Here is an 18317-nt window from a genome sequence, read left to right as displayed (position 1 = left end):
CCGGTCGCGCTGGTGCCGGCGGGCGGCCGGCGGGCCGTTAGGCTGCACCCCATGTGTGGAATCGTGGGATACGTCGGTCCGAACGCCGACGGCGTGGCGCTGGACGTCGTCATGGAGGGCCTGGCCCGCCTCGAGTACCGGGGGTACGACTCGGCCGGCGTGGCGCTGGTGACCGGCGACGGGGTGTTCTCGGAGAAGCGGGCCGGCAAGCTCGTCAACCTCAAGGACGCCCTCGAGGCCGACGACCTGCCCGGCTCGACGACCGGGATCGGCCACACCCGCTGGGCCACCCACGGCGGCCCGACCGACCAGAACGCGCACCCCCACCGCGGTGGCGAGGACCGCAAGCTGGCCCTCATCCACAACGGCATCATCGAGAACTTCCACTCCCTGAAGAAGGCCCTCCTGGCCGACGGCGTGACGTTCGAGAGCGAGACCGACACGGAGGTCGCCGCCCAGCTCGTCGCCCGTGCGTATGCCGCGACCGGTGACCTGACCGAGGCCATGAAGGCCGTCGTCAACACGCTCGAGGGTGCGTTCACCCTCCTCGCGGTGCACGCCGACAGCCCCGGCGTCGTCGTCGGTGCCCGTCGCAACAGCCCCCTCGTGGTGGGCCTCGGTGACGGGGAGAACTTCCTCGGCTCCGACGTCGCCGCCTTCATCGGCCACACCCGCCACGCGCTCGAGCTCGGTCAGGACCAGATCGTCACGATCACCCCCGACTCCTGCACGGTCATCAACTTCGACGGCACGCCCGCGGAGGGAAAGCCGTACGAGGTGACCTGGGACGCCGCCGCCGCCGAGAAGGGTGGCTACGCGACGTTCATGGAGAAGGAGATCCACGACCAGCCGCACGCGGTCGGAGACACCCTGCTCGGCCGCACCGACATCGACGGCCGCCTGGTGCTCGACGACATGTCGATCACCGAGGACCAGCTGCGCGACGTCGACCGGATCATCATCGTGGCGTGCGGCACCGCCGCATACGCCGGCATGGTCGCCAAGTACGCGATCGAGCACTGGACGCGCATTCCGGTCGAGGTCTCCCTGGCCCACGAGTTCCGTTACAGCGACCCGATCGCCAGCGAGCGCACCCTCGTGGTCTCCATCAGCCAGTCCGGCGAGACCATGGACACCCTCATGGCCGTCAAGCACGCCCGCGAGCTCGGCGCCATCACCCTGAGCATCTGCAACACGCACGGGTCGACCATCCCCCGTGAGTCGGACGCGGTCCTCTACACGCATGCCGGTCCTGAGATCGCCGTCGCCTCGACCAAGGCGTTCCTCGCCCAGATCACCGCCTGCTACGTCCTCGGCCTCTACCTCGCCCAGCTGCGCGGCGGCACCTTCGCCGACGACGCCCAGTCGGTCATGAAGGAGCTGCACGAGATCCCCGCGAAGCTCGAGGAGCTGCTGGGGCGGATGGACCGCGTCAAGGAGATCGCCCGCTTCATGGCCGACACCCGCTCGGTGCTGTTCCTCGGCCGCAACGTCGGCTACCCCGTGGCACTGGAGGGCGCGCTCAAGCTCAAGGAGCTCGCCTACATCCACGCCGAGGGCTTCGCCGCCGGCGAGCTCAAGCACGGACCGATCGCGCTCATCGACGCCGGTCAGCCCGTGTTCATCGTGGTGCCCGGCCCCGGCACGCCGCACGAGCTGCACAAGAAGGTCGTCTCCAACATCCAGGAGATCCGCGCCCGTGGCGCCCGCACCATCGTGGTCGCCGAGGACGGTGACGAGGACGTCGTCCCCTTCGCCGACGAGGTGATCCGCGTGCCCGCCACGTCGCCGCTGCTCGCGCCGCTGCTCACCGTCGTCCCCCTGCAGGTGTTCGCCCTGCACCTGTCGACCGCCAAGGGCCTCGACGTCGACCAGCCCCGCAACCTCGCGAAGAGCGTCACGGTCGAGTGAGCGCGGGCAGCAGGTGATCATCGGTCTCGGGATCGACGTCGTGGACGTCGAGCGCTTCGGGCAGAGCCTGGAGCGCACCCCCGGTCTGCTCGAGCGCCTGTTCACCGACGAGGAGCGGTCACTGCCGCTCAACTCCCTCGCCGCGCGGTTCGCCGCCAAGGAGGCGCTGGCCAAGGCGCTCGGCGCCCCCGTCGGCCTCAACTGGCAGGACGCCACCGTCCGCCGCGGGGAGGACGGCCGGCCACACCTGCAGATCACCGGCACCGTCGAGGCCCGCGCGGAGGCCCTGGGCGTGCACGCCTGGCACGTCTCCCTGTCCCACGACGCGGGCATCGCGTCGGCCGTCGTCATCGCGGAGGGCTGAGGTGCTGCGCGCATACTCCACCGACAGGGTCCGCGCGGCCGAGGCCGCGCTGCTGGCCACGCTCGACGACGGTGAGCTCATGGCGCGCGCCGCGTGGGGCCTCGCGCAGGTGTGTCGCGCGCGGCTCGACGAGAACGGTGGCACGCGCGTGGTCGTCCTCGCCGGACCGGGCAACAACGGCGCAGACGCCTTGTATGCCGCCGCCCACCTCGCCGACGACGGCGCGGACTGCGTTGCGCTGCAAGGACCTTGGCCGCTCGCCATCGGTGACATCGCTTCATGGGGGGCCGCGGGGGTCGCGGTGGTCGGACCCGGCGACGACTGGGCCGCGCCGCTGTCCGCCGCAGACCTGGTGCTGGACGGTGTCCTCGGCATCGGAGGGCGCCCCGGCCTGCCCGACGAGGCCGTGGCCTGGGTCGACGCCATCCCCGCCGACGCCTATGTCGTCAGCGTCGACCTGCCGTCGGGCCAGGACCCGGCCGGGGAGGTCGCCCAGGACAGCGGCGTCTTCGCCGACGAGACCGTGACGTTCGGGGTGGCCAAGCCGGTGCACGTCCTGCCGGCCACCGAGTCCGCCGTCGGGCGGCTCACGATCGTCGACATCGGGCTCGACCTCGACGGCGACCCCGACGTCGAACGGCTCGACTTCGCCGACGTGGCCCAGCTGTGGCCAGTCCCCGGGGCGAGCGACGACAAGTACTCCCGCGGTGTGCTCGGCGTCGTCGCTGGTGGTGAGGACTACACCGGCGCCCCGGTGCTGTGCTGCACCGCGGCCGTCGGTGCCGGGCTGGGCATGCTGCGCTACGTCGGCACGCCCGCACCGACCGGCCTCGTCCGGGCCGCGGTCCCCGAGGCGGTCATCGGTGACGGTCGCGTGCAGGCCTGGGTCGTCGGGCCGGGGCTCGACACGGCCTCCAGGGCCAGGGGCAGCAAGGCCCAGCTCGACGTCGCCCGCGCCGCACTCGCGTCCGAGCTGCCCGTCCTCGTGGACGCCGGTGGCCTCGACCTCGTCACGGGGACCCGCGACGCCGCCACCCTCCTGACGCCGCACGCCGGCGAGCTCGCCCGGCTGCTCACCCGCCTCGACCCGGGCGGCTCCGTCACCCGTGAAGAGGTGCAGGCGGCCCCGCTGAGGCACGCGCGGCGCGCAGCCCGGCTCACCGGTGCCACCGTGCTGCTCAAGGGGGCGACGACCCTGGTCGTACCGCCCGAGGGGACCGTCCGGTCGCAGAACGACGCCCCCGCGTGGCTCGCCACGGCGGGCGCCGGTGACGTCCTCGCCGGGATGTGCGGTGCGCTGCTGGCGGCCGGCCTGTCGCCGTTGGACGCCGGCTCGCTGGGCGCGCTGGTCCATGGTGTCGCCGCGGACCGGGCCAACCCGGGAGGTCCCGTCCGCGCGCTCGCGGTGGCGCACGCCATACCCACCACGGTCGCCCAGCTCCTCACCCGCTGAGGCGACGTTCGATCGCCTCTCTGAGCCGAGGTCCCAGACCTCGGCGAGCTCGAGGGCAGGTCAGGACCGCGGTCGGCCGGGCAGCGCGCCTGCCAGAACGAGCACGACCAGGGCGGCGACGGGGACCACGGTGATGACGGCGCCGAGTCCTTGCCTCTGCGCCAGGACCCCCATCGCGAGCGGGGAGGCGAGCAACGTCACGCGGAACCCCATGCCGATGATCGACAGGCCCAGGCCGCGGGGAAGGCCCACGATGCCGTCGGCGGCCCGCAGCGACGAGGGGATGAGCGTGCCGATGCCGAGCCCGACCACGCCGAACGCCGCGACCGTCAGTCCGGGCGAGCCGACGAGCAGGGCCAGGCCCATCGCCGCGGCGGCGAGTGCCGCACCGGCCCTGGCCACCGCGCGGTCGCCCCAAGCCGTGACTGCGCGGTCGCCGACGAGACGACCGACCGTCTGCAGGCTCTGCAGGGCCACGAACCCGAGGCCGCCCACCACGGCAGCGGCCCCGAGGTCCTCGCGAAGGTAGAGCGCGCTCCACGTGGACGTGAGGTCCTCGATGCCCTGGGCCATCGACCCGACGACGGCGAGCGCGGCCAGCAGGCCCACGAGCCCCAGCTGCCGGCGCCCGCGGCCGGACCGTGCCGCCGGATCCGTGGCTGCCGCAGGGTCTGGCCCCGGAGCAGGGTCCCGGCCGGGCAGCAGCCGCGGACGGGCGACGAGGGCGACCGCGATGGCAGTCGCAGCGGCCACCGCGAGGTGGGGCACCAGGGGCACGTCGAGGCCGGCTGCGGCGCTGCCCATCGCGCCGCCGACGACGGCGCCGATGCTCCACGTGGCGTGCATCGAGTTGAGGATGGAACGGCCGTGGAGGCGCTCGACCCGCAGCCCCTGCGCGTTCTCGGCGATGTCGGTGACCGAGTCGAGGGCGCCGGCGAGGCCGAGCGCGAGGGCCAGCAGGAGCCACGACGGTGCCGCGCCCACCAGCACGAGGTTCGCCGCCACGGCCAGCGTGCCCCACACCGCCACCCGGGCCGAGCCGAACCGGTTGACCAGCGCCGCGGCCACCAGCCCTGCAAGGACCGCGCCGAGGCCGTACGCCGCGACGGCGGTGCCGAACGCGGCCTTGTCGAGGTCGAGGGCGGCCACGATGTCGGGGTAGCGGGGGACGACGTTGGCGAAGACGGCGCCATTGGTCGCGAACATCGCCGCGGTGGCCCAGCGGGCACGGCGGACCACGGGCTCGGGTCCGTCGTCCGGCCCCGACAGGCTGCTCACGGGTCCAGCATCGCGGACCGGGGACGGGGTCGCAGCGCCGGGCGAGAAGGTTGGGAATGGCCATGGAAGACTGGTGGGTGATGACCACCGACACGGCGTCCAGCACCTCCCTCACCCCGGCCCCGCCGGGGTTTCCCGCGTGCGCGCAGGTCGACCTCGGCGCCATCAGCGCCAACGTCGCAGCCCTGCGCAGGCACGCGCCCACCGCCGAGCTCATGGCCGTGGTCAAGGCCGACGCCTACGGGCACGGCCTCGTCCCGAGCGCCCGCGCCGCCCTGCGCGGCGGCGCGACGTGGCTCGGGGTCGCCCAGCTGCCCGAGGCGCTCGAGCTGCGCCGGGCGGGTGTCACGGCGCCGCTGCTGTCGTGGCTGCACGTGCCCGGTCAGGACTTCGCCCCGGCGCTGGAGCAGGACGTCCAGCTCGGCATCTCCACCGGCTGGGCGCTGGACCGGGCCGTCGAGGCGGCGCGGGCCACCGGCCTGACCGCGCGTCTCCACCTCAAGGTCGACACCGGCCTGGGCCGCAACGGGGCCTGGGACGCCGACCTCGCGGCCATCCTCGAGCGCGCCGCAGTCCTCCAGGCCGAGGGGGCCGTCGAGGTCGTCGGGATCTTCTCCCACTTCGCGTATGCCGATGCGCCGCAGCACCCGACGGTGCGGGCCCAGCAGGAGCGGTTCGAGGGCATCGTCGAGCAGGCGGCTCGCAGCGGCATACGGCCGTCCGTGCGGCACCTCGCCAACTCGGCCGCGACCCTGACCAACCCCTCGGCCCACTACGACCTCGTCCGGCCGGGTGTCGCGGTCTACGGCCTGTCACCGGTGCCCGACCTGGGCTCGCCCGAGGACTTCGGGCTCCGTGAGGCGATGCGGCTGCTCTCGCACCTGTCGAGCGTCAAGGAGTCGCCTGCGGGACAGGGGGTCTCCTACGGCCACGTCTACACGACGACCGAGCAGACCAGGCTGGGCCTGGTGCCGATGGGCTACTCCGACGGCGTGCCCCGCCATGCGACGAGCGTGGGGCCGGTCCAGGTCGCGGGGCGCCGTCACGTCGTCGCCGGGCGGGTCTGCATGGACCAGTTCGTGCTCGACCTCGGTCCCGACAGCGCTGCGGTCGCGGGTGACGAGGTGGTCCTCTTCGGGGTGGGCGCGGCGGGGGAGCCGACCGCCCAGGACTGGGCGGCTGCCATCGACACCATCAACTACGAGATCGTGACCCGCGTCGGCGCCAGGGTGCCGCGGGTCCACCTGGGAGAGGTGGAGGCGTGACGCCCCCCAACCGCGGACTCATCGGCCTGGGAGTCGGCCTCGCCGCAGCCGGTGTGGCCACGGCGGCCGGTGTCGCCGCGGGCCGCGTCACCAGGGAGCGGACGGCCAGGCTGTCGGTGCTCGCTCCCGACGGCGTCTACGCGCACCTCGCCGACCGGGAGCTCGCCGTCGTCGCGGACGACGGAGTCCCCCTCCACGTCGAGGTCGACGAGCCCGCTGCAGACGCGGCTGCCCCCGAGCGTCCCACCGTCGTCATGAGCCACGGCTACACCTTGAGCCTGCGCAGCTGGGTCCTGCAGCGAAAGGCGTTGCAGCGAGCCGGATACCGCGTGGTCCTGTGGGACCAACGCAGCCACGGCCGGTCCGAGATCGCCGAGGGCGACTCGTGCACCATCGACCAGCTGGGCCGCGACCTGCACCGCGTCATCGAGGAGGTCGCGCCCGAGGGGCCCCTGGTGCTCATCGGTCACTCGATGGGTGGCATGACCATGATGTCGATGGCCGAGCAGTTCCCCGAGACGGTGCAGCAACGGGTCGTGGCGGCGGCGTTCGTGGCCACCAGCGCCGGTGGCACCAACATGATGACGCTGGGCTTCGGCCAGTTCGTCGGGCGCCTGCTGGGTCGCCTGGGCCCACGCTTCCTGGCCCGGATCGGCACGCAGCAGAAGCTCGTCAACACCGCACGCCGGCTCGGCCGCGACGTCGAGGACCTCATCGTCGACCACTACAGCTTCGCCTCGCCCGTGGCCCAGCACACGATCCGCTACACCGGCGACATGATCATGGGCACGCCCCTGTCGGTGATGGCCGACTTCCTGCCCTCGATCAACGTGCACGACAAGCAGGCCGCCCTGGAGCGGTTCCACGGCATCGAGACCCTGGTGGTCAACGGCATGCAGGACCTGCTCACCCCACCGGACCACTCCGAGGCCATCGTGCGGCTGGTGCCCGGCGCGGAGCACGTCGTCGTCGAGGATGCCGGCCACATCATCATGCTGGAGCACCCCGAGCTGGTGAACGAGCAGTTCCTCGAGCTGGTCGAGCGCGGTATGCGCGCCTCGGCCCAGCAGGTCGACGTCGGTCACAAGCCCCGGGTGCGTCGCACCGTCACCGACCTGTCCAAGCGGCGCCGGGTCGCCAAGGCGCGTCGTGGGGGCAAGCGTGCCTGACGTCACCAGCCCCGCCCTGACGACGGCGGAGGAGACGCGGGCGTGGGGAACGCGCCTCGCCACCCTCCTGCAGCCCGGTGACCTCGTCGTGCTGACCGGGGGCTTGGGAGCCGGCAAGACCACCCTGACGCAGGGGATCGGCGAGGGCCTTGGCGTACGCGGCCCGGTCACCTCGCCGACGTTCGTCATCGCCCGGGTCCACCCGTCGCTGGTGGGGGGACCGGCCCTGGTGCACGTCGACGCCTACCGCCTCGGCGGCTTCGCCGAGCTCGACGACCTCGACCTCGACGCCTCGCTGGAGGAGTCGGTGACGATCGTCGAGTGGGGCCACGGCCTGGCCGAAGACCTGTCCGACGACCGGCTCGAAGTGTTCCTCGAGGGTGAGGACGTACGCACGGCCGTTGTCGCACCACACGGAAAGCGTTGGGACGCCATCGATCTCGCCAGCCTGGGCGAGCCGCTCGAGGGCGCCGTACCTGACACGCGCACGACTGGGGCGGAGGCCCACTGATGCTGCTCCTCGCGATCGACACCTCGACCTCCGCGATCACCGTCGCCCTGCGCGGCAACGGCATCGCGGGCAGCGCCAGCGTCCTCGACGCCCGCGGCCACTCCGAACACGTCGCGCCGCTCGTCTCACGCGTCCTGGACACCGCCGGACGCACCCCTGCCGACGTCACCGACGTCGTCGTCGGCAACGGCCCGGGACCGTTCACCGGCCTGCGTGTGGGCATCGTGACGGGACTGGTCTTCGGGCACGCCCGGGGCATCCCCGTCCACGGCGTCTGCAGCCTCGACGCGCTGGCCGCCGACGCGGCACGGCTGGTCGGGAGTGGCGAGCTCCTGGTGGCCACCGACGCGCGCCGCAAGGAGGTCTACTGGGCGCGCTACTCCGTCGAGCCCACCGACCCGGCGCAGCCCGAGCTCCGGGTCGCCCGCCGGCTCACCGACCCGGCCGTGGACCGCCCCGCCGACCTCTCCGACGAGCTGCGCCACCTGCCGACCGCCGGTCGAGGCCCGCTGCTGTTCCCGGACCTCTTCCCGCACGCCGTCGGCGTCCTGGACGTCCAGGCGGCGACCCTGGCCGCCCTGGCCGAGCACCGCCTCCACGCCGGTGAGCAGATGCCGGTCGAGCCGCTCTACCTGCGCCGTCCCGACGCCCTCACCACGGCCGAACGGGTCGCGAGGTGAGGGACCTGCGCTGGACCGACCTCCCCGAGCTCAGCCTCCTCGAGGCCGACCTCTTCCCGGACGACGCGTGGGCGCAGGAGACATGGTGGGCGGAGCTCGCTGCCCGCCCCCGGAGGTCCTACGTCGTGGAGGAGCAGGACGGCCGGGTGGCCGGGTACGCGGGGGTCGACCTCGGCGGCGACGTGGCCGACGTGATGACGATGGCCGTGGCGCCAGCGGCCCAGGGGCGTGGCCTCGGACGACGGTTGCTCGACGAGCTGGTCGCCCGTGCGGCGGCCGACCACGCGGCATACCTCATGCTCGAAGTGCGGGAGGACAACGGTCCGGCCCGAAGGCTCTATGAGACAAGGGGATTCGAGCTGTTGACCGTGCGTCGTCGCTACTACCAGCCCGGTGACGTGGACGCCCACGTCATGCGGCTCGATCTCACAGGAGGCACGGCATGAGCGCCGACCAGCCGCTCGTCCTCGGGTTCGAGACGTCGTGCGACGAGACCGGGGTCGGTGTCGTCCGCGGCGAGACGCTGTTGTTCGACGCGATGGCCAGCAGCGTCGACGAGCACGCGAGGTTCGGCGGGGTCGTGCCCGAGGTGGCCAGCCGTGCCCACCTCGAGGCGATGGTGCCGACGATCGAGCGCGCCACCCGCGAGGCCGGCATCCGGCTCGACGACGTCGACGCCGTCGCGGTCACCTCCGGACCCGGGCTCGCCGGCGCGCTCATGGTCGGTGTGGCCGCCGCCAAGTCGCTCGCCGTCGCCCTCGGCAAGCCCCTGTATGGCGTCAACCACCTGGCGTCGCACGTCGCCGTCGACATCGTCGAGCACGGGCCGCTGCCGGAACCGACCCTCGCGATGCTCGTGTCCGGTGGGCACTCCTCGCTCCTGCTCGTGCCCGACGTCACCCACGACATCCAGTCGCTGGGGTCGACCATCGACGACGCGGCGGGTGAGGCGTTCGACAAGGTCGCGCGCGTCCTCGGCCTGCCGTTCCCCGGTGGACCCCACATCGATCGCGTTGCGCGAGAAGGGGATCGGGTCGCCATCGACTTCCCTCGTGGTCTCACGACGGGCCGCGACATGGAGCGCTACCGGTTCGACTTCTCGTTCTCCGGGCTGAAGACCGCGGTGTCCCGGTGGGTGCAGGCCCGCGAGGCCTCGGGCGAGCCGGTTCCCGTGGCCGACGTGGCGGCCTCGTTCCAGGAGGCCGTCACCGACGTGCTGACTCGCAAGGCGATCCTCGCCTGCCGCGAGCACGGCGTGCAGAACCTCCAGATCGGTGGTGGCGTCGCGGCGAACTCACGGCTGCGTGCCATGGCCCAGGAGCGTTGCGACGCGGCTGGCATCGCGCTGCGCGTGCCGCGGCCGGGACTGTGCACCGACAACGGCGCGATGGTCGCTGCGCTCGGCGCCCAGATGGTGCTCAAGGGTCGGGCGCCCTCGCAGCTCGACCTGCCGGCCGACTCCTCGATGCCGGTCACCCTCGTCCAGGCCTGACCTCCTCACGCCTTCGTCGAGAGTCGGGTCCGGGTGGTTCTGGATCCCTCCGGAACAGCACAGACCCGACTCTCGACGGGCAGGAAATGCCGGTCAGCGGCAGGTGACGAGGCCGGAGCGGGCCTTGAGGTCCAGCACCCGGGCGGCGGCGGCGTCGACCTGCCGTGCGAAGGCAGGGCTGGCGGCCCGCGTGCGGGCGATGGCCCCGAGCATGGGGCCGGCCTGATCGGACCTCGCGGTCAGCACGATGTCACCACCTGCCGCGATGAACCGCGTCGCCCGCTCGCCGACCGGGACCGCGGCCACGGCCTTGGCCGCACCGACGTCGTCGGTGATGACGACACCGTCGAAACCCAGCTGGTCGCGCAGCAACCCGGTGATGATGGCGCGGGAGAACATCGCCCGGTTGTCGGGGTCGAGCTTCGAGTACCTCGCGGACGACACCATGACCACCGGCGCCCCCGCCTTGATCCCTGCGGCGAACGGCTGCAGATAGCTGTCGTGTGCGTCCGTCGTGGAGTCCGTAGTCCCCACGGTCGTGACGTCGGTGTTGCCGGTGATTCGGCCGAGGCCGGGGAAGTGCTTGACGGTCGGGATGACGTCGGCGGCGAGGGACCCCCGGACGAAGGCCGCGACATACGTGGCGTTGGCCTTGGGTGACCCGGGGACGAAGTCGCGGCGGTAGCGGCCGATGGGCTGGTTGGCGGCGCCCAGCGAGGTGGGCACGGTGTCGGCGACCGGGGCGAGGTTGGTCGTGACGCCGGCCCTGGCGAGCTCGCGGGACCAGGCGCGGACGTTGGCTTCTTCGGTCTGGACCCCGGAGCTCGACTGTGCGCGGGCGGAGGGCATCTGGCTGAACCCCGGCCCCTTGAGCTGTTGCACCTGACCGCCCTCCTGGTCGGCGGCGATGAGCAGCGAGCCGGCCGCGCCCTGCTGGAGCCGGGCGGAGATGCGCGCCATCGAGGCGGCGCCCCCGGACCAGCCGCCGAGGTAGATCACGCCGCCGAGGTGTTGCGACTTCGCTTGTGCCGCAAGGCGACTCGCGCTGCCGGTCGGCTGGAGGCCGACCATGAGCAGCTGACCGGCCCGCTGCGCCGGGGTCATCCGCGCGGCGAGCCGTTGGCCGCACGACGCGGCAGCGGTGCTGCTGCTCGGTGACGCGGTGGTCGTCGCCGTGGTGGTCGCTGTGGTGGTCGCGCTCGAGGTCGCCGATGGGCTCGAGGTCGTCGGCGGCGCAGCAGGTGTCGTCGAGGAGGGCGGACCGGCTGTCGTGCTGCGCCCCGCGGCCGGGGTGCCGGTGTCACAGGCCGCAGCGACGAGGGAGGCAAGGGTGACGACAGCGAGGGTCCGCAGGACACGGGCGGGGCGGGCTCTCACCGATCGAACCTATCCCGGCGCGAGCGCCGCGACGAAACCGTTCAGGTGCCGAGCCGTCCGAGCTGCTCACGCACCGCGTCGAGAGCCTGCTGGTCGGAACGGCCGAGCCGTCGGGCCGCGAGCGCGAAGGCCCGTGCGGCCTCCTCGAGCTGGTCGCGCGACTGCGCCGCCGTATGGCGCACGGGCGCCACCACGGTGCCGTGCCGCACTCGGCTGGTCACGAGGTCCTCGGACTCGAGCTCGCGGAAGGCGCGGGCGACGGTGCCCGGGGCGAGGCCGAGGTCGGAGGCCAGCTGGCGGATGCTGGGCAGCCTGGTGCCGGTCGCGAGGGCGCCGGAGCGGATCATGTCGGCGAGCTGGGTGCGCAGCTGCTCGAATGCCGGGACCGCGCTCTCGGTGTCGATGTCGATGACGACGGCTTCGCTCACCGGGCGGCGCCGGTCGCAGCCCTGGGGTCGAAGGCAGCCCGGCTGCGGACGGGGCTGCGGCTGACCGCGACCAGCCACCCGACCACGACGGTGATCAGGGTCGAGACCAGGCTCGCTCCGGCCCAGCCCTGGGCGGCGTCGCCGGTGGTGGTCGACCCCATGAGGGCGAGGAGGCTGGCGGCCGGGTAGCCGGCCGCGACGATGGCCGAACCAGCCAGGACGTTCGCGCTGCGGGCCCGCAGCGCGTCGTCAGCCGCGACCAGCTCGGGCGTCGACCCGGGCTGGGGGCGGCCGGCCACCCGCGCCAGGGTCGCCCACACCGCGCCCAGCCCGAGCGCGGCGGCCGCCAGCCAGCCCAGGGCCTGTCCGAGCACCGCCTCGTGTCCCCCCGACCTGAGCGAGACGGTGACGAAGAGCCCGAGGAGGGCGAGGCAGGTCAGCGCGAGCAGGACGGTGCTGTCGCGTCGCAGGTAGCCCCAGACCGTGCGGCGCGCGAGTGAGGCCGTCCGACGCCCACCCTCGACGGGGAGGCCGGCGAGCCTCCACTCGGCGATCACAGCACCGACGAACCAGCCGAGGAACGCCGCCGCGAAGTTGATGGTGAGTCGCGCGTCGCGCAGGGCCCAGAGGAGGCCGAGGAGCACCCCGGTCGTCAGGCCCAGCACCCGCCAACGGTGCGTCACGGTGAGTGCCCGGACCACCAGGGGGCCGTTGCCCACCGTGACGAGCAGCTCCTGCCGGCGGGCGAAGCGACGCGTCCGGGTGAGGCTCACCGGCGCGGTGGCCCTGAGGGAAAGAGCGACCAGCGTGGCACCACCGAGGAGCGCGACGACGATGAGGAACGCGAAGCGAGAGGCCATGGGCCCACCATGCAGCAGCAGGAACTCTTGTGTCAATGTAGCAACACACTGATACATTGCTCACCATGACCGGGGAGCAGACGGGGGCAGGTGGCGGCGCGACGGCATACGGCGTCAGCGACGAGGTGTGGCGCGAGATCGCCGTGGAAGGTCAACGGGCGTCGGCGCAGGAACGCCGCGCGCTGATCCGGGCTGCCGGGTTGGTTGCGGCCGTGGTGGTCGTCGCGAGCGTGTTGTCCTGGGGCGGGGTCCTCACGCCTCGCCTGGACGGAGGGATGTCCAGCGGTGGCTCTGGCGACGCCAAGGCACGGACCTCCACCCTGAGCTTCGAGCTGCACAACGCAGGGCTCCTGAGGGAGCAGGTCGACCACTTCGAATCGCCGCTGCCCGGGCTCGAGGTGGTTCGCAGCGTCCCTGCGAAGCCGGTCGTGGCGGCCCGTTCGACGCAGCACGTCGAGCTGACGCTGCACGCCACCGACTGCAGACGTCTGGTCCCTGCTGCTCGGCGGGCCGGTGACGAGCACTGGTTCGGCGCCGGTGTGACGGTGGTCGTGGCCAGGCCCTGGGGGATGACCCGGACCACCGTGACTCCTCCGTCGGGGCTGGGCGACATGGCCCTGTTCGCGTGTGGGGTCGACCCGTCCGACACGGGGCCGACGGGCTGACCCTCTGGCAGGATCGCGGGCATGGCATCCAGCTCCGTCGTCCCTGTCGTCCTCGACGTCGACACCGGTGTCGACGACGCCTGCGCCCTGCTGCTCGCAGCGCTGCACCCCGGGCTGGAGCTGCGCGCCGTGACCTGTGTCGGCGGCAACGCCCCGGTCGACGCCGTCGTCGCCAACACCCTCAGGGTGCTCGACGCGGCTCGTCGCCCGGACGTGGTGGTGGCCCGTGGCGCCGAGCGCCCACTGCTCGAGGAGTCCGTCGACGCCCGCCACGTGCACGGTCAGGACGGCATGGGCGACCTCGACTGGCCGAAGTCGCAGCGGGAGCCTGACGGTCGCCACGCTGTCGAGGTGTTGCGGGACGTGCTCCTCGATGCAGCGGCCCGGGGCGCCGACGACCTCGTCACCCTCGTGCCGTTGGCGCCCCTGACCAACATCGCGCTGCTGCTGCGCACCTATCCGGAGGCAGCCAGGGGCCTGCGCGAGATCGTCTTCATGGGTGGCGCCGCCCACGTGGGCAATGCGACCGCCTCGGCGGAGTTCAACGTCTTCCACGACCCCGAGGCAGCCGCCGTGGTGCTCGACGCCTGCGCCGACCTCGACATCGCCGTCACGATGTACGGCCTCGACGTCTTCTACGAGCCCCGCATCTCCCGCGAGGAGGCGGCCGACCTCGTCGCAGGCGGTGGCCACGGCGCCGCCGAGCTGGCCGGACGGCTGGTCGCCTTCCAGTGCGACCGCTTCGGGTCCGACTCGGCCACGATCGGCGACGCGGGCGCGGTCTGCGCGGTGCTGGCGCCCGAGGGCGTGCAGCGCGAGAAGCTGCCGGTCCGGGTCGAGCTCGCGGGCACGTGGTCGCGCGGCCGCACCATCGTGGACCGCCGCGACTGGACCGGCGACCTGTCCCACGACCCGCACGGCCAAGCGCGTTCCACCATCGACGTCTGCCTCGAGGTGGATGCCCGGCGCTACGCCGACCTCTGGCTCGACACCGTCTCGGGAAGGACGAGCTGATGGGTCGCGTCGTCGTCATCGGGTCGCTCAACGTCGACCTCGTCACCCACGTCGAACGGCACCCGCGCCCCGGGGAGACGGTCCTCGCCGACGGCGCGGTCGAGCGGTATGCCGGTGGCAAGGGTGGCAACCAGGCGCTCGCCGCCGCAGAGGCCGGCGCCGACGTCCTCCTCGTCGGCGCGGTGGGTGAGGACGAGCCCGGCGCGGCATACCTCTCCCGCCTGCGTGGCCGCGGGATCGACGTGGACGCGGTCCGCGTCGTCGACGGGCACCCCACCGGCCAGGCCTGGATCGTCGTTGATGACGACGCCGAGAACTCCATCGTCGTGATCGCCGGCGCCAACGCCCACGTCACGCCCGAGCTGCCCGACCTCGGGCCCGGTGACGTGCTGCTCGCCCAGCTCGAGGTGCCGATCCCGGTCGTCGCCCGGGCCGCCCGGGCCGCGCACGCACGCGGCGCGCGCGTGGTCATCAACGCCGCACCGTATGCAGCCCTGCCGCACGACGTCGCTGCCCTGGCCGACCCGCTGGTCGTCAACGAGCACGAGGCGATGCTGCTGGCGGACTCCGACGTCGTGCCCACGTCCCTGCTCGTCACGTTCGGAGCCGCGGGCTCGAGCTGGGACGGTGTCCGGCATGACGGTGTCGCGGTGGCCGCCGAGGACGTCGTCGACACGACCGGCGCCGGAGATGCGTTCTGCGGTGCGCTGGCTGCTGCCCTCGCGGAGGGAGCCGACCGCGGCGAGGCGGTGTCGAGGGCGAGCGCGGCCGGTGCTGCGGCCGTGCGCCGCACGGGCGCCCAGTCCGACCCCGTCCTGTAGCGGCGTGCGGGAAGGCCTCGAAGGGGGTGAGGGGTTGACCACCGGCCACCCAGGTTTCGTCGCGATGTCGCGCGGAGTTCACCCGCGGGGAGTCGGATGGGCTCGCTGCGATCAGTGGCCGCACCCACCCGCTCCAGAACGGACTTCCCATGCCTCTTTCCCGTCGCTCCCTGCTCACCTCCGGTGCCGCCACCGGAGCGGGCCTAGTCGTCGCCGGTGCACTCCGGCCCGCCTCGGCCCTCGCCGCCCCCGACTCATCGCGCGAGCACGACAGGGGGGAGGGCTCGCGTCGCCGGCTCTTCCCCCCGCTGGCCCACGCCGAGGGGGACCTCCTGGCGCTGCCCCGGGGGTTCTCGGCCACCGCCGTCGCGATCTCCGGCAGCACCGAGGTGCACGACGGCACCGGAAAGGCCGTCGGCACCACGCCTGAGCGCCCGGACGGCACCCTCGCCGTCGCCGGCCCGCGCGGTTACCGCCTCATCCAGAACCACGAGGCGTCACCGGGCAGCAGCGCTCCTGTCCCGTTCGTAGACGGCACGGTCTACGACCGCGGCGCCCTCGGTGGCGGATGCACGGTCATCGAGACCACGCGCCGCGGCGCCCGCGTCTCGGAGTGGGTCGGGTTGTCCGGGACGATCAGCAACTGCGCCGGCGGGCCCACCCCGTGGGGCAGCTGGCTGACCTGTGAGGAGTCCGAGTCCAAGGCCGGCACCGGCACCCTGGAGAAGGACCACGGCTACGTCTTCGAGGTCTTCGCCGGGCAGCCCAGGGACCAGGTGCCGCGCCCCATTGCCGCCTGGGGCCGTGCGCCCCACGAGGCCGTCGTGGTCGAGCCCAGCCGTCGTCGCGTCTACCTCACCGAGGACGCGAGCAAGCCCACCGGCCTCGTCTACCGCTGGACGGCACCGAGCGGGTACACGCTGCGCGCCGGGATCGCCGACCACCTGCGGCCGAACGACGGCACCCTCGAGGCGCTGGCCGTGGTGGCGCCCGACGGCGGTGTCCTTCCGGACCTCGCCTACGTCACCGCCGCCCAGATCGGCCGGCCGTTCGCGACCAGGTGGGTGCGCGTCCCGGACCGTCACGCCAAGGACACCTCGCTGCGCAAGCAGTTCGCCGACGGCACCGTCACCCACTCCAAGAAGCTCGAGGGCGCCTGGGGCGACACGAAGGGCATGTACTTCGTGGCGAGCTTCGCGTTCGCCGCCGGTGACCTGCCGGCTGACGCCACCCCCCACGACGGACAGCTCTGGTACTACGAGTACGCGTCGTCGACCCTCACCCTGGTCGCCTACTACCCCTACAACCCGCTGCTGCACAGCGAGACCATCGACCCCGAGACCGGTCTGGGTCGCAGCCTCGACCTGGCCTTCGACGGCCCCGACGGGTGCCACGTGTCGCCGTACGGCAGCCTCGTCCTGACCGAGGACGGCAACACGGCCAACCACCTCCTGTCGTGGAGCAGGTCCACGGGCACGCAGGCCATCGCGCGCAACCTCATCGTCCAGGAGCGCACCGCCGCCGGGGTGGCGGTCTACAGCGAGATGACCGGCCCTTGCTTCTCCCCGGACGGCCAGGTGCTCTTCGGCAACGTCCAGGAGCCCGGGCACGTCTTCGCCATCACGGGGCCCTGGCGGACCTACCTCGGCTGAGGCGCCCGACGTCCTGCAGGAACCGGGCCCCGCGACATGCCGCGGGGCCCTGTCCTGCAGGACCGGGCAGCCCTGCGGTCAGAGGTCAGGACGGCGTGACGATCAGCGCGACCTGGTTGCTGCGGACCCGGGTCAGCACGACGATCGCCTCCGTCCGGCCCCGGGCCGGCAGGCGCAGCTGGCGGCGCAGCTGGTCGGCGTCGACGCTCACCCCGCGCTTCTTGATCGTCAACCGGTCGATCCCGTGGTCGCGCAACCAGCCGCGCAGGGCCTTGACGTTGAAGGGCATGGCCTCGACGACGGCATACCGGCGTGCGTAGGGGACCTCGACGGACCGGGAGGAGCCGACGTAACCCACGCCCAGGTCGAGCTCGGCACCTCCGGTGGCCGCGGTGAGGGCGGGGACCAGGCCGGCCCGCAGCACGGCCTTGTCGGGTTCGTAGAGCCAGCCACCGACGTCGGCGAGGTTGGTCAGGGTCGGCGCGCTCGGCTCGCCGTCCCGCTCGGTGACGAGCACCGGGGAGGCACCCTCGCGCAGCACGGCGGCGGTCCGGCCGGCCGTGTGGACCAGCGGACCGAACCACACGGTGCACTCCACGACCTCGCCGTCCACCGAGGTCCACTGCGCCTCCGCGCCGGCGGGGACGGCCGCGTGGGGGAACCCCGGGCTGAGCTTGGCCCCGGTCGCGGGGAGCGCCTTCGCGAGCTCCTGCACGGTCGCCCAGGACGGCGAGATCTCCTCGAGCCGGAACAGCCGGCGGGTCCGGCCGGTGATGTCGGCGACGCCGGGCGTCCGACGGGCCGGGTCGAGCCACACGCCGACACCGCGCGCGCCCTCGCCGGCCGGGGCCGTGAACTCCTCGGCCAGACCCTGCTCGGCGGTCGAGTGCGGCCAGTGCCGCAGGTTGACCGCGGCGATCGCGGCGGTGACCTCGTCGGCGTCGATGGCGTGCACCCGCAGGTCGAGCCCGGCCATCGCCATGGCGTCGGCCCCGATGCCGCAGCCGAGGTCGTGGACGGTGTGGATGCCGGCGGCGCGGAAGCGCTGGGCGTGCTGGGCGGCAACCCCGAGGCGTGTGGCCTGCTCGAGGCCGTCGGAGGTGAACACCATCCCGCGGGCGAACTCCCCGAACTTGGCGGTGGCCTTCTCGCGCAGCCGGGCCTGGTTGAGCGCCGCCGCCACGAGGTCGGGCTCGAACCCAGCGTCGCGCAGGCGCTGCTGCAACGGCAGGGCGGTGGCCTGGTCGTAGGGCGGCAGCGACTGCAGCAGCCCCCACCCCTCGCCGGTCGTCAGCCGGCGCAGCAGGGGAAGGTCCATGGCGAGCATTCTGGTGCATGCCGGCAGCCGGTGCGGGGCCAGCCCGGCGGATGTCCGTG

Annotated in this window: 18 protein-coding genes; 13 read left to right on the top strand and 5 right to left on the bottom strand. The window is 73.1% G+C overall.

Annotated elements, in window-relative coordinates; genetic code table 11:
• Window positions 1–51: 51 nt before the first annotated feature.
• Genes glmS through ABEG17_RS04635 form a run of 3 tightly spaced genes read left to right on the top strand, consistent with a single transcriptional unit; the run spans window position 52 to window position 3728 of the window.
• Window positions 52–1911 carry a glutamine--fructose-6-phosphate transaminase (isomerizing) gene (glmS, locus tag ABEG17_RS04645; RefSeq protein WP_406832116.1) on the top strand — a complete coding sequence of 620 codons (1860 nt, stop codon included), beginning with the start codon at window positions 52–54 and terminating at the stop codon, window positions 1909–1911.
• A 13-nt stretch (window positions 1912–1924) separates the two neighbouring features.
• Window positions 1925–2275 carry a holo-ACP synthase gene (locus tag ABEG17_RS04640; RefSeq protein ID WP_406832115.1) on the top strand — a complete coding sequence of 117 codons (351 nt, stop codon included), beginning with the start codon at window positions 1925–1927 and terminating at the stop codon, window positions 2273–2275.
• A gap of 1 nt (window position 2276) precedes the next feature.
• The gene (locus ABEG17_RS04635) at window positions 2277–3728 is read left to right on the top strand and encodes a bifunctional ADP-dependent NAD(P)H-hydrate dehydratase/NAD(P)H-hydrate epimerase (RefSeq protein WP_406832114.1); all 1452 of its coding nucleotides are present in this window, start codon (window positions 2277–2279) and stop codon (window positions 3726–3728) included.
• A gap of 60 nt (window positions 3729–3788) precedes the next feature.
• On the opposite strand, the gene ABEG17_RS04630 is transcribed toward ABEG17_RS04635, so the two are convergent.
• A complete protein-coding gene (locus tag ABEG17_RS04630) occupies window positions 3789–5006 on the bottom strand; it encodes an MFS transporter (RefSeq protein ID WP_406832113.1) in 1218 nt (405 codons plus the stop codon).
• A gap of 80 nt (window positions 5007–5086) precedes the next feature.
• On the opposite strand from ABEG17_RS04630, the gene alr reads away from it, so the two are divergent.
• The 6 genes from alr to tsaD are packed head-to-tail and all read left to right on the top strand — an operon-like array spanning window position 5087 to window position 10123.
• Window positions 5087–6271, top strand: a complete 1185-nt coding sequence (gene alr / locus ABEG17_RS04625; protein WP_406832112.1) for an alanine racemase — start codon at window positions 5087–5089, stop codon at window positions 6269–6271.
• On the top strand, window positions 6268–7440 hold the full coding sequence (locus ABEG17_RS04620) for an alpha/beta fold hydrolase (protein ID WP_406832111.1): 1173 nt from the start codon (window positions 6268–6270) through the stop codon (window positions 7438–7440). The genes alr and ABEG17_RS04620 overlap by 4 nt, the downstream gene beginning before the upstream one ends.
• Window positions 7433–7951, top strand: a complete 519-nt coding sequence (gene tsaE / locus ABEG17_RS04615) for a tRNA (adenosine(37)-N6)-threonylcarbamoyltransferase complex ATPase subunit type 1 TsaE (RefSeq protein ID WP_406832110.1) — start codon at window positions 7433–7435, stop codon at window positions 7949–7951. Before ABEG17_RS04620 ends, tsaE begins: the two co-directional genes overlap by 8 nt.
• On the top strand, window positions 7951–8631 hold the full coding sequence (gene tsaB / locus ABEG17_RS04610) for a tRNA (adenosine(37)-N6)-threonylcarbamoyltransferase complex dimerization subunit type 1 TsaB (protein ID WP_406832109.1): 681 nt from the start codon (window positions 7951–7953) through the stop codon (window positions 8629–8631). The genes tsaE and tsaB overlap by 1 nt, the downstream gene beginning before the upstream one ends.
• Window positions 8628–9077 (top strand): ribosomal protein S18-alanine N-acetyltransferase, encoded by a 450-nt coding sequence (gene rimI, locus ABEG17_RS04605; protein ID WP_406832108.1) that lies wholly within the window; start codon window positions 8628–8630, stop codon window positions 9075–9077. The genes tsaB and rimI overlap by 4 nt, the downstream gene beginning before the upstream one ends.
• A complete protein-coding gene (gene tsaD, locus ABEG17_RS04600) occupies window positions 9074–10123 on the top strand; it encodes a tRNA (adenosine(37)-N6)-threonylcarbamoyltransferase complex transferase subunit TsaD (RefSeq protein WP_406832107.1) in 1050 nt (349 codons plus the stop codon). Before rimI ends, tsaD begins: the two co-directional genes overlap by 4 nt.
• A gap of 93 nt (window positions 10124–10216) precedes the next feature.
• Here tsaD and ABEG17_RS04595 read toward each other — a convergent pair whose 3' ends face one another.
• Genes ABEG17_RS04595 through ABEG17_RS04585 form a run of 3 tightly spaced genes read right to left on the bottom strand, consistent with a single transcriptional unit; the run spans window position 10217 to window position 12788 of the window.
• Window positions 10217–11500 (bottom strand): glycoside hydrolase family 3 N-terminal domain-containing protein, encoded by a 1284-nt coding sequence (locus tag ABEG17_RS04595; RefSeq protein WP_406832106.1) that lies wholly within the window; start codon window positions 11498–11500, stop codon window positions 10217–10219.
• A 41-nt stretch (window positions 11501–11541) separates the two neighbouring features.
• Window positions 11542–11928: a GntR family transcriptional regulator gene (locus ABEG17_RS04590; RefSeq protein WP_406832105.1), complete on the bottom strand. Its 387-nt coding sequence runs from the start codon at window positions 11926–11928 to the stop codon at window positions 11542–11544.
• On the bottom strand, window positions 11925–12788 hold the full coding sequence (locus tag ABEG17_RS04585; protein WP_406832104.1) for a hypothetical protein: 864 nt from the start codon (window positions 12786–12788) through the stop codon (window positions 11925–11927). The genes ABEG17_RS04590 and ABEG17_RS04585 overlap by 4 nt, the downstream gene beginning before the upstream one ends.
• A gap of 65 nt (window positions 12789–12853) precedes the next feature.
• Here ABEG17_RS04585 and ABEG17_RS04580 point away from each other — a divergent pair, with 65 nt between their 5' ends.
• The 4 genes from ABEG17_RS04580 (at window position 12854) to ABEG17_RS04565 (ending at window position 16940) form a co-directional block, all read left to right on the top strand.
• Complete coding sequence (locus ABEG17_RS04580) at window positions 12854–13453, top strand: hypothetical protein (RefSeq protein ID WP_406832103.1); 600 nt, start codon at window positions 12854–12856, stop codon at window positions 13451–13453.
• 21 nt (window positions 13454–13474) lie between these two features.
• Window positions 13475–14467 carry a nucleoside hydrolase gene (locus ABEG17_RS04575; protein ID WP_406832102.1) on the top strand — a complete coding sequence of 331 codons (993 nt, stop codon included), beginning with the start codon at window positions 13475–13477 and terminating at the stop codon, window positions 14465–14467.
• Window positions 14467–15288 (top strand): PfkB family carbohydrate kinase, encoded by an 822-nt coding sequence (locus tag ABEG17_RS04570; protein ID WP_406832101.1) that lies wholly within the window; start codon window positions 14467–14469, stop codon window positions 15286–15288. The genes ABEG17_RS04575 and ABEG17_RS04570 overlap by 1 nt, the downstream gene beginning before the upstream one ends.
• A 149-nt stretch (window positions 15289–15437) precedes the next feature.
• Window positions 15438–16940 (top strand): alkaline phosphatase PhoX, encoded by a 1503-nt coding sequence (locus tag ABEG17_RS04565; RefSeq protein WP_406832100.1) that lies wholly within the window; start codon window positions 15438–15440, stop codon window positions 16938–16940.
• A gap of 85 nt (window positions 16941–17025) precedes the next feature.
• Here the strand turns inward: ABEG17_RS04565 and ABEG17_RS04560 are convergent, their stop codons facing one another.
• Entirely contained in the window at window positions 17026–18258 is a 1233-nt protein-coding gene (locus ABEG17_RS04560; protein WP_406832099.1) for a THUMP-like domain-containing protein, read from the bottom strand.
• Between the last annotated feature and the right edge of the window lie 59 nt (window positions 18259–18317).

Origin of the sequence: Pedococcus sp. KACC 23699, from assembly GCF_045348425.1 — a bacterium.
In the GTDB taxonomy this organism is placed as follows: domain Bacteria; phylum Actinomycetota; class Actinomycetes; order Actinomycetales; family Dermatophilaceae; genus Pedococcus.
The sequence above is the reverse complement of the archived record's forward strand: the minus strand, read 5'-3'. Positions and strand labels throughout refer to the sequence as shown.

Coding starts and splice junctions, on each gene's coding strand:
- ABEG17_RS04565 (WP_406832100.1), top strand. CDS start 15,438: ATGCCTCTTTCCCGTCGCTCCCTGCTCACCTCCGGTGCCGCCACCGGA.
- ABEG17_RS04560 (WP_406832099.1), bottom strand. CDS start 18,258: ATGGACCTTCCCCTGCTGCGCCGGCTGACGACCGGCGAGGGGTGGGGG.
- ABEG17_RS04585 (WP_406832104.1), bottom strand. CDS start 12,788: ATGGCCTCTCGCTTCGCGTTCCTCATCGTCGTCGCGCTCCTCGGTGGT.
- ABEG17_RS04570 (WP_406832101.1), top strand. CDS start 14,467: ATGGGTCGCGTCGTCGTCATCGGGTCGCTCAACGTCGACCTCGTCACC.
- alr (WP_406832112.1), top strand. CDS start 5,087: ATGACCACCGACACGGCGTCCAGCACCTCCCTCACCCCGGCCCCGCCG.
- tsaD (WP_406832107.1), top strand. CDS start 9,074: ATGAGCGCCGACCAGCCGCTCGTCCTCGGGTTCGAGACGTCGTGCGAC.
- ABEG17_RS04580 (WP_406832103.1), top strand. CDS start 12,854: ATGACCGGGGAGCAGACGGGGGCAGGTGGCGGCGCGACGGCATACGGC.
- tsaB (WP_406832109.1), top strand. CDS start 7,951: ATGCTGCTCCTCGCGATCGACACCTCGACCTCCGCGATCACCGTCGCC.
- glmS (WP_406832116.1), top strand. CDS start 52: ATGTGTGGAATCGTGGGATACGTCGGTCCGAACGCCGACGGCGTGGCG.
- ABEG17_RS04575 (WP_406832102.1), top strand. CDS start 13,475: ATGGCATCCAGCTCCGTCGTCCCTGTCGTCCTCGACGTCGACACCGGT.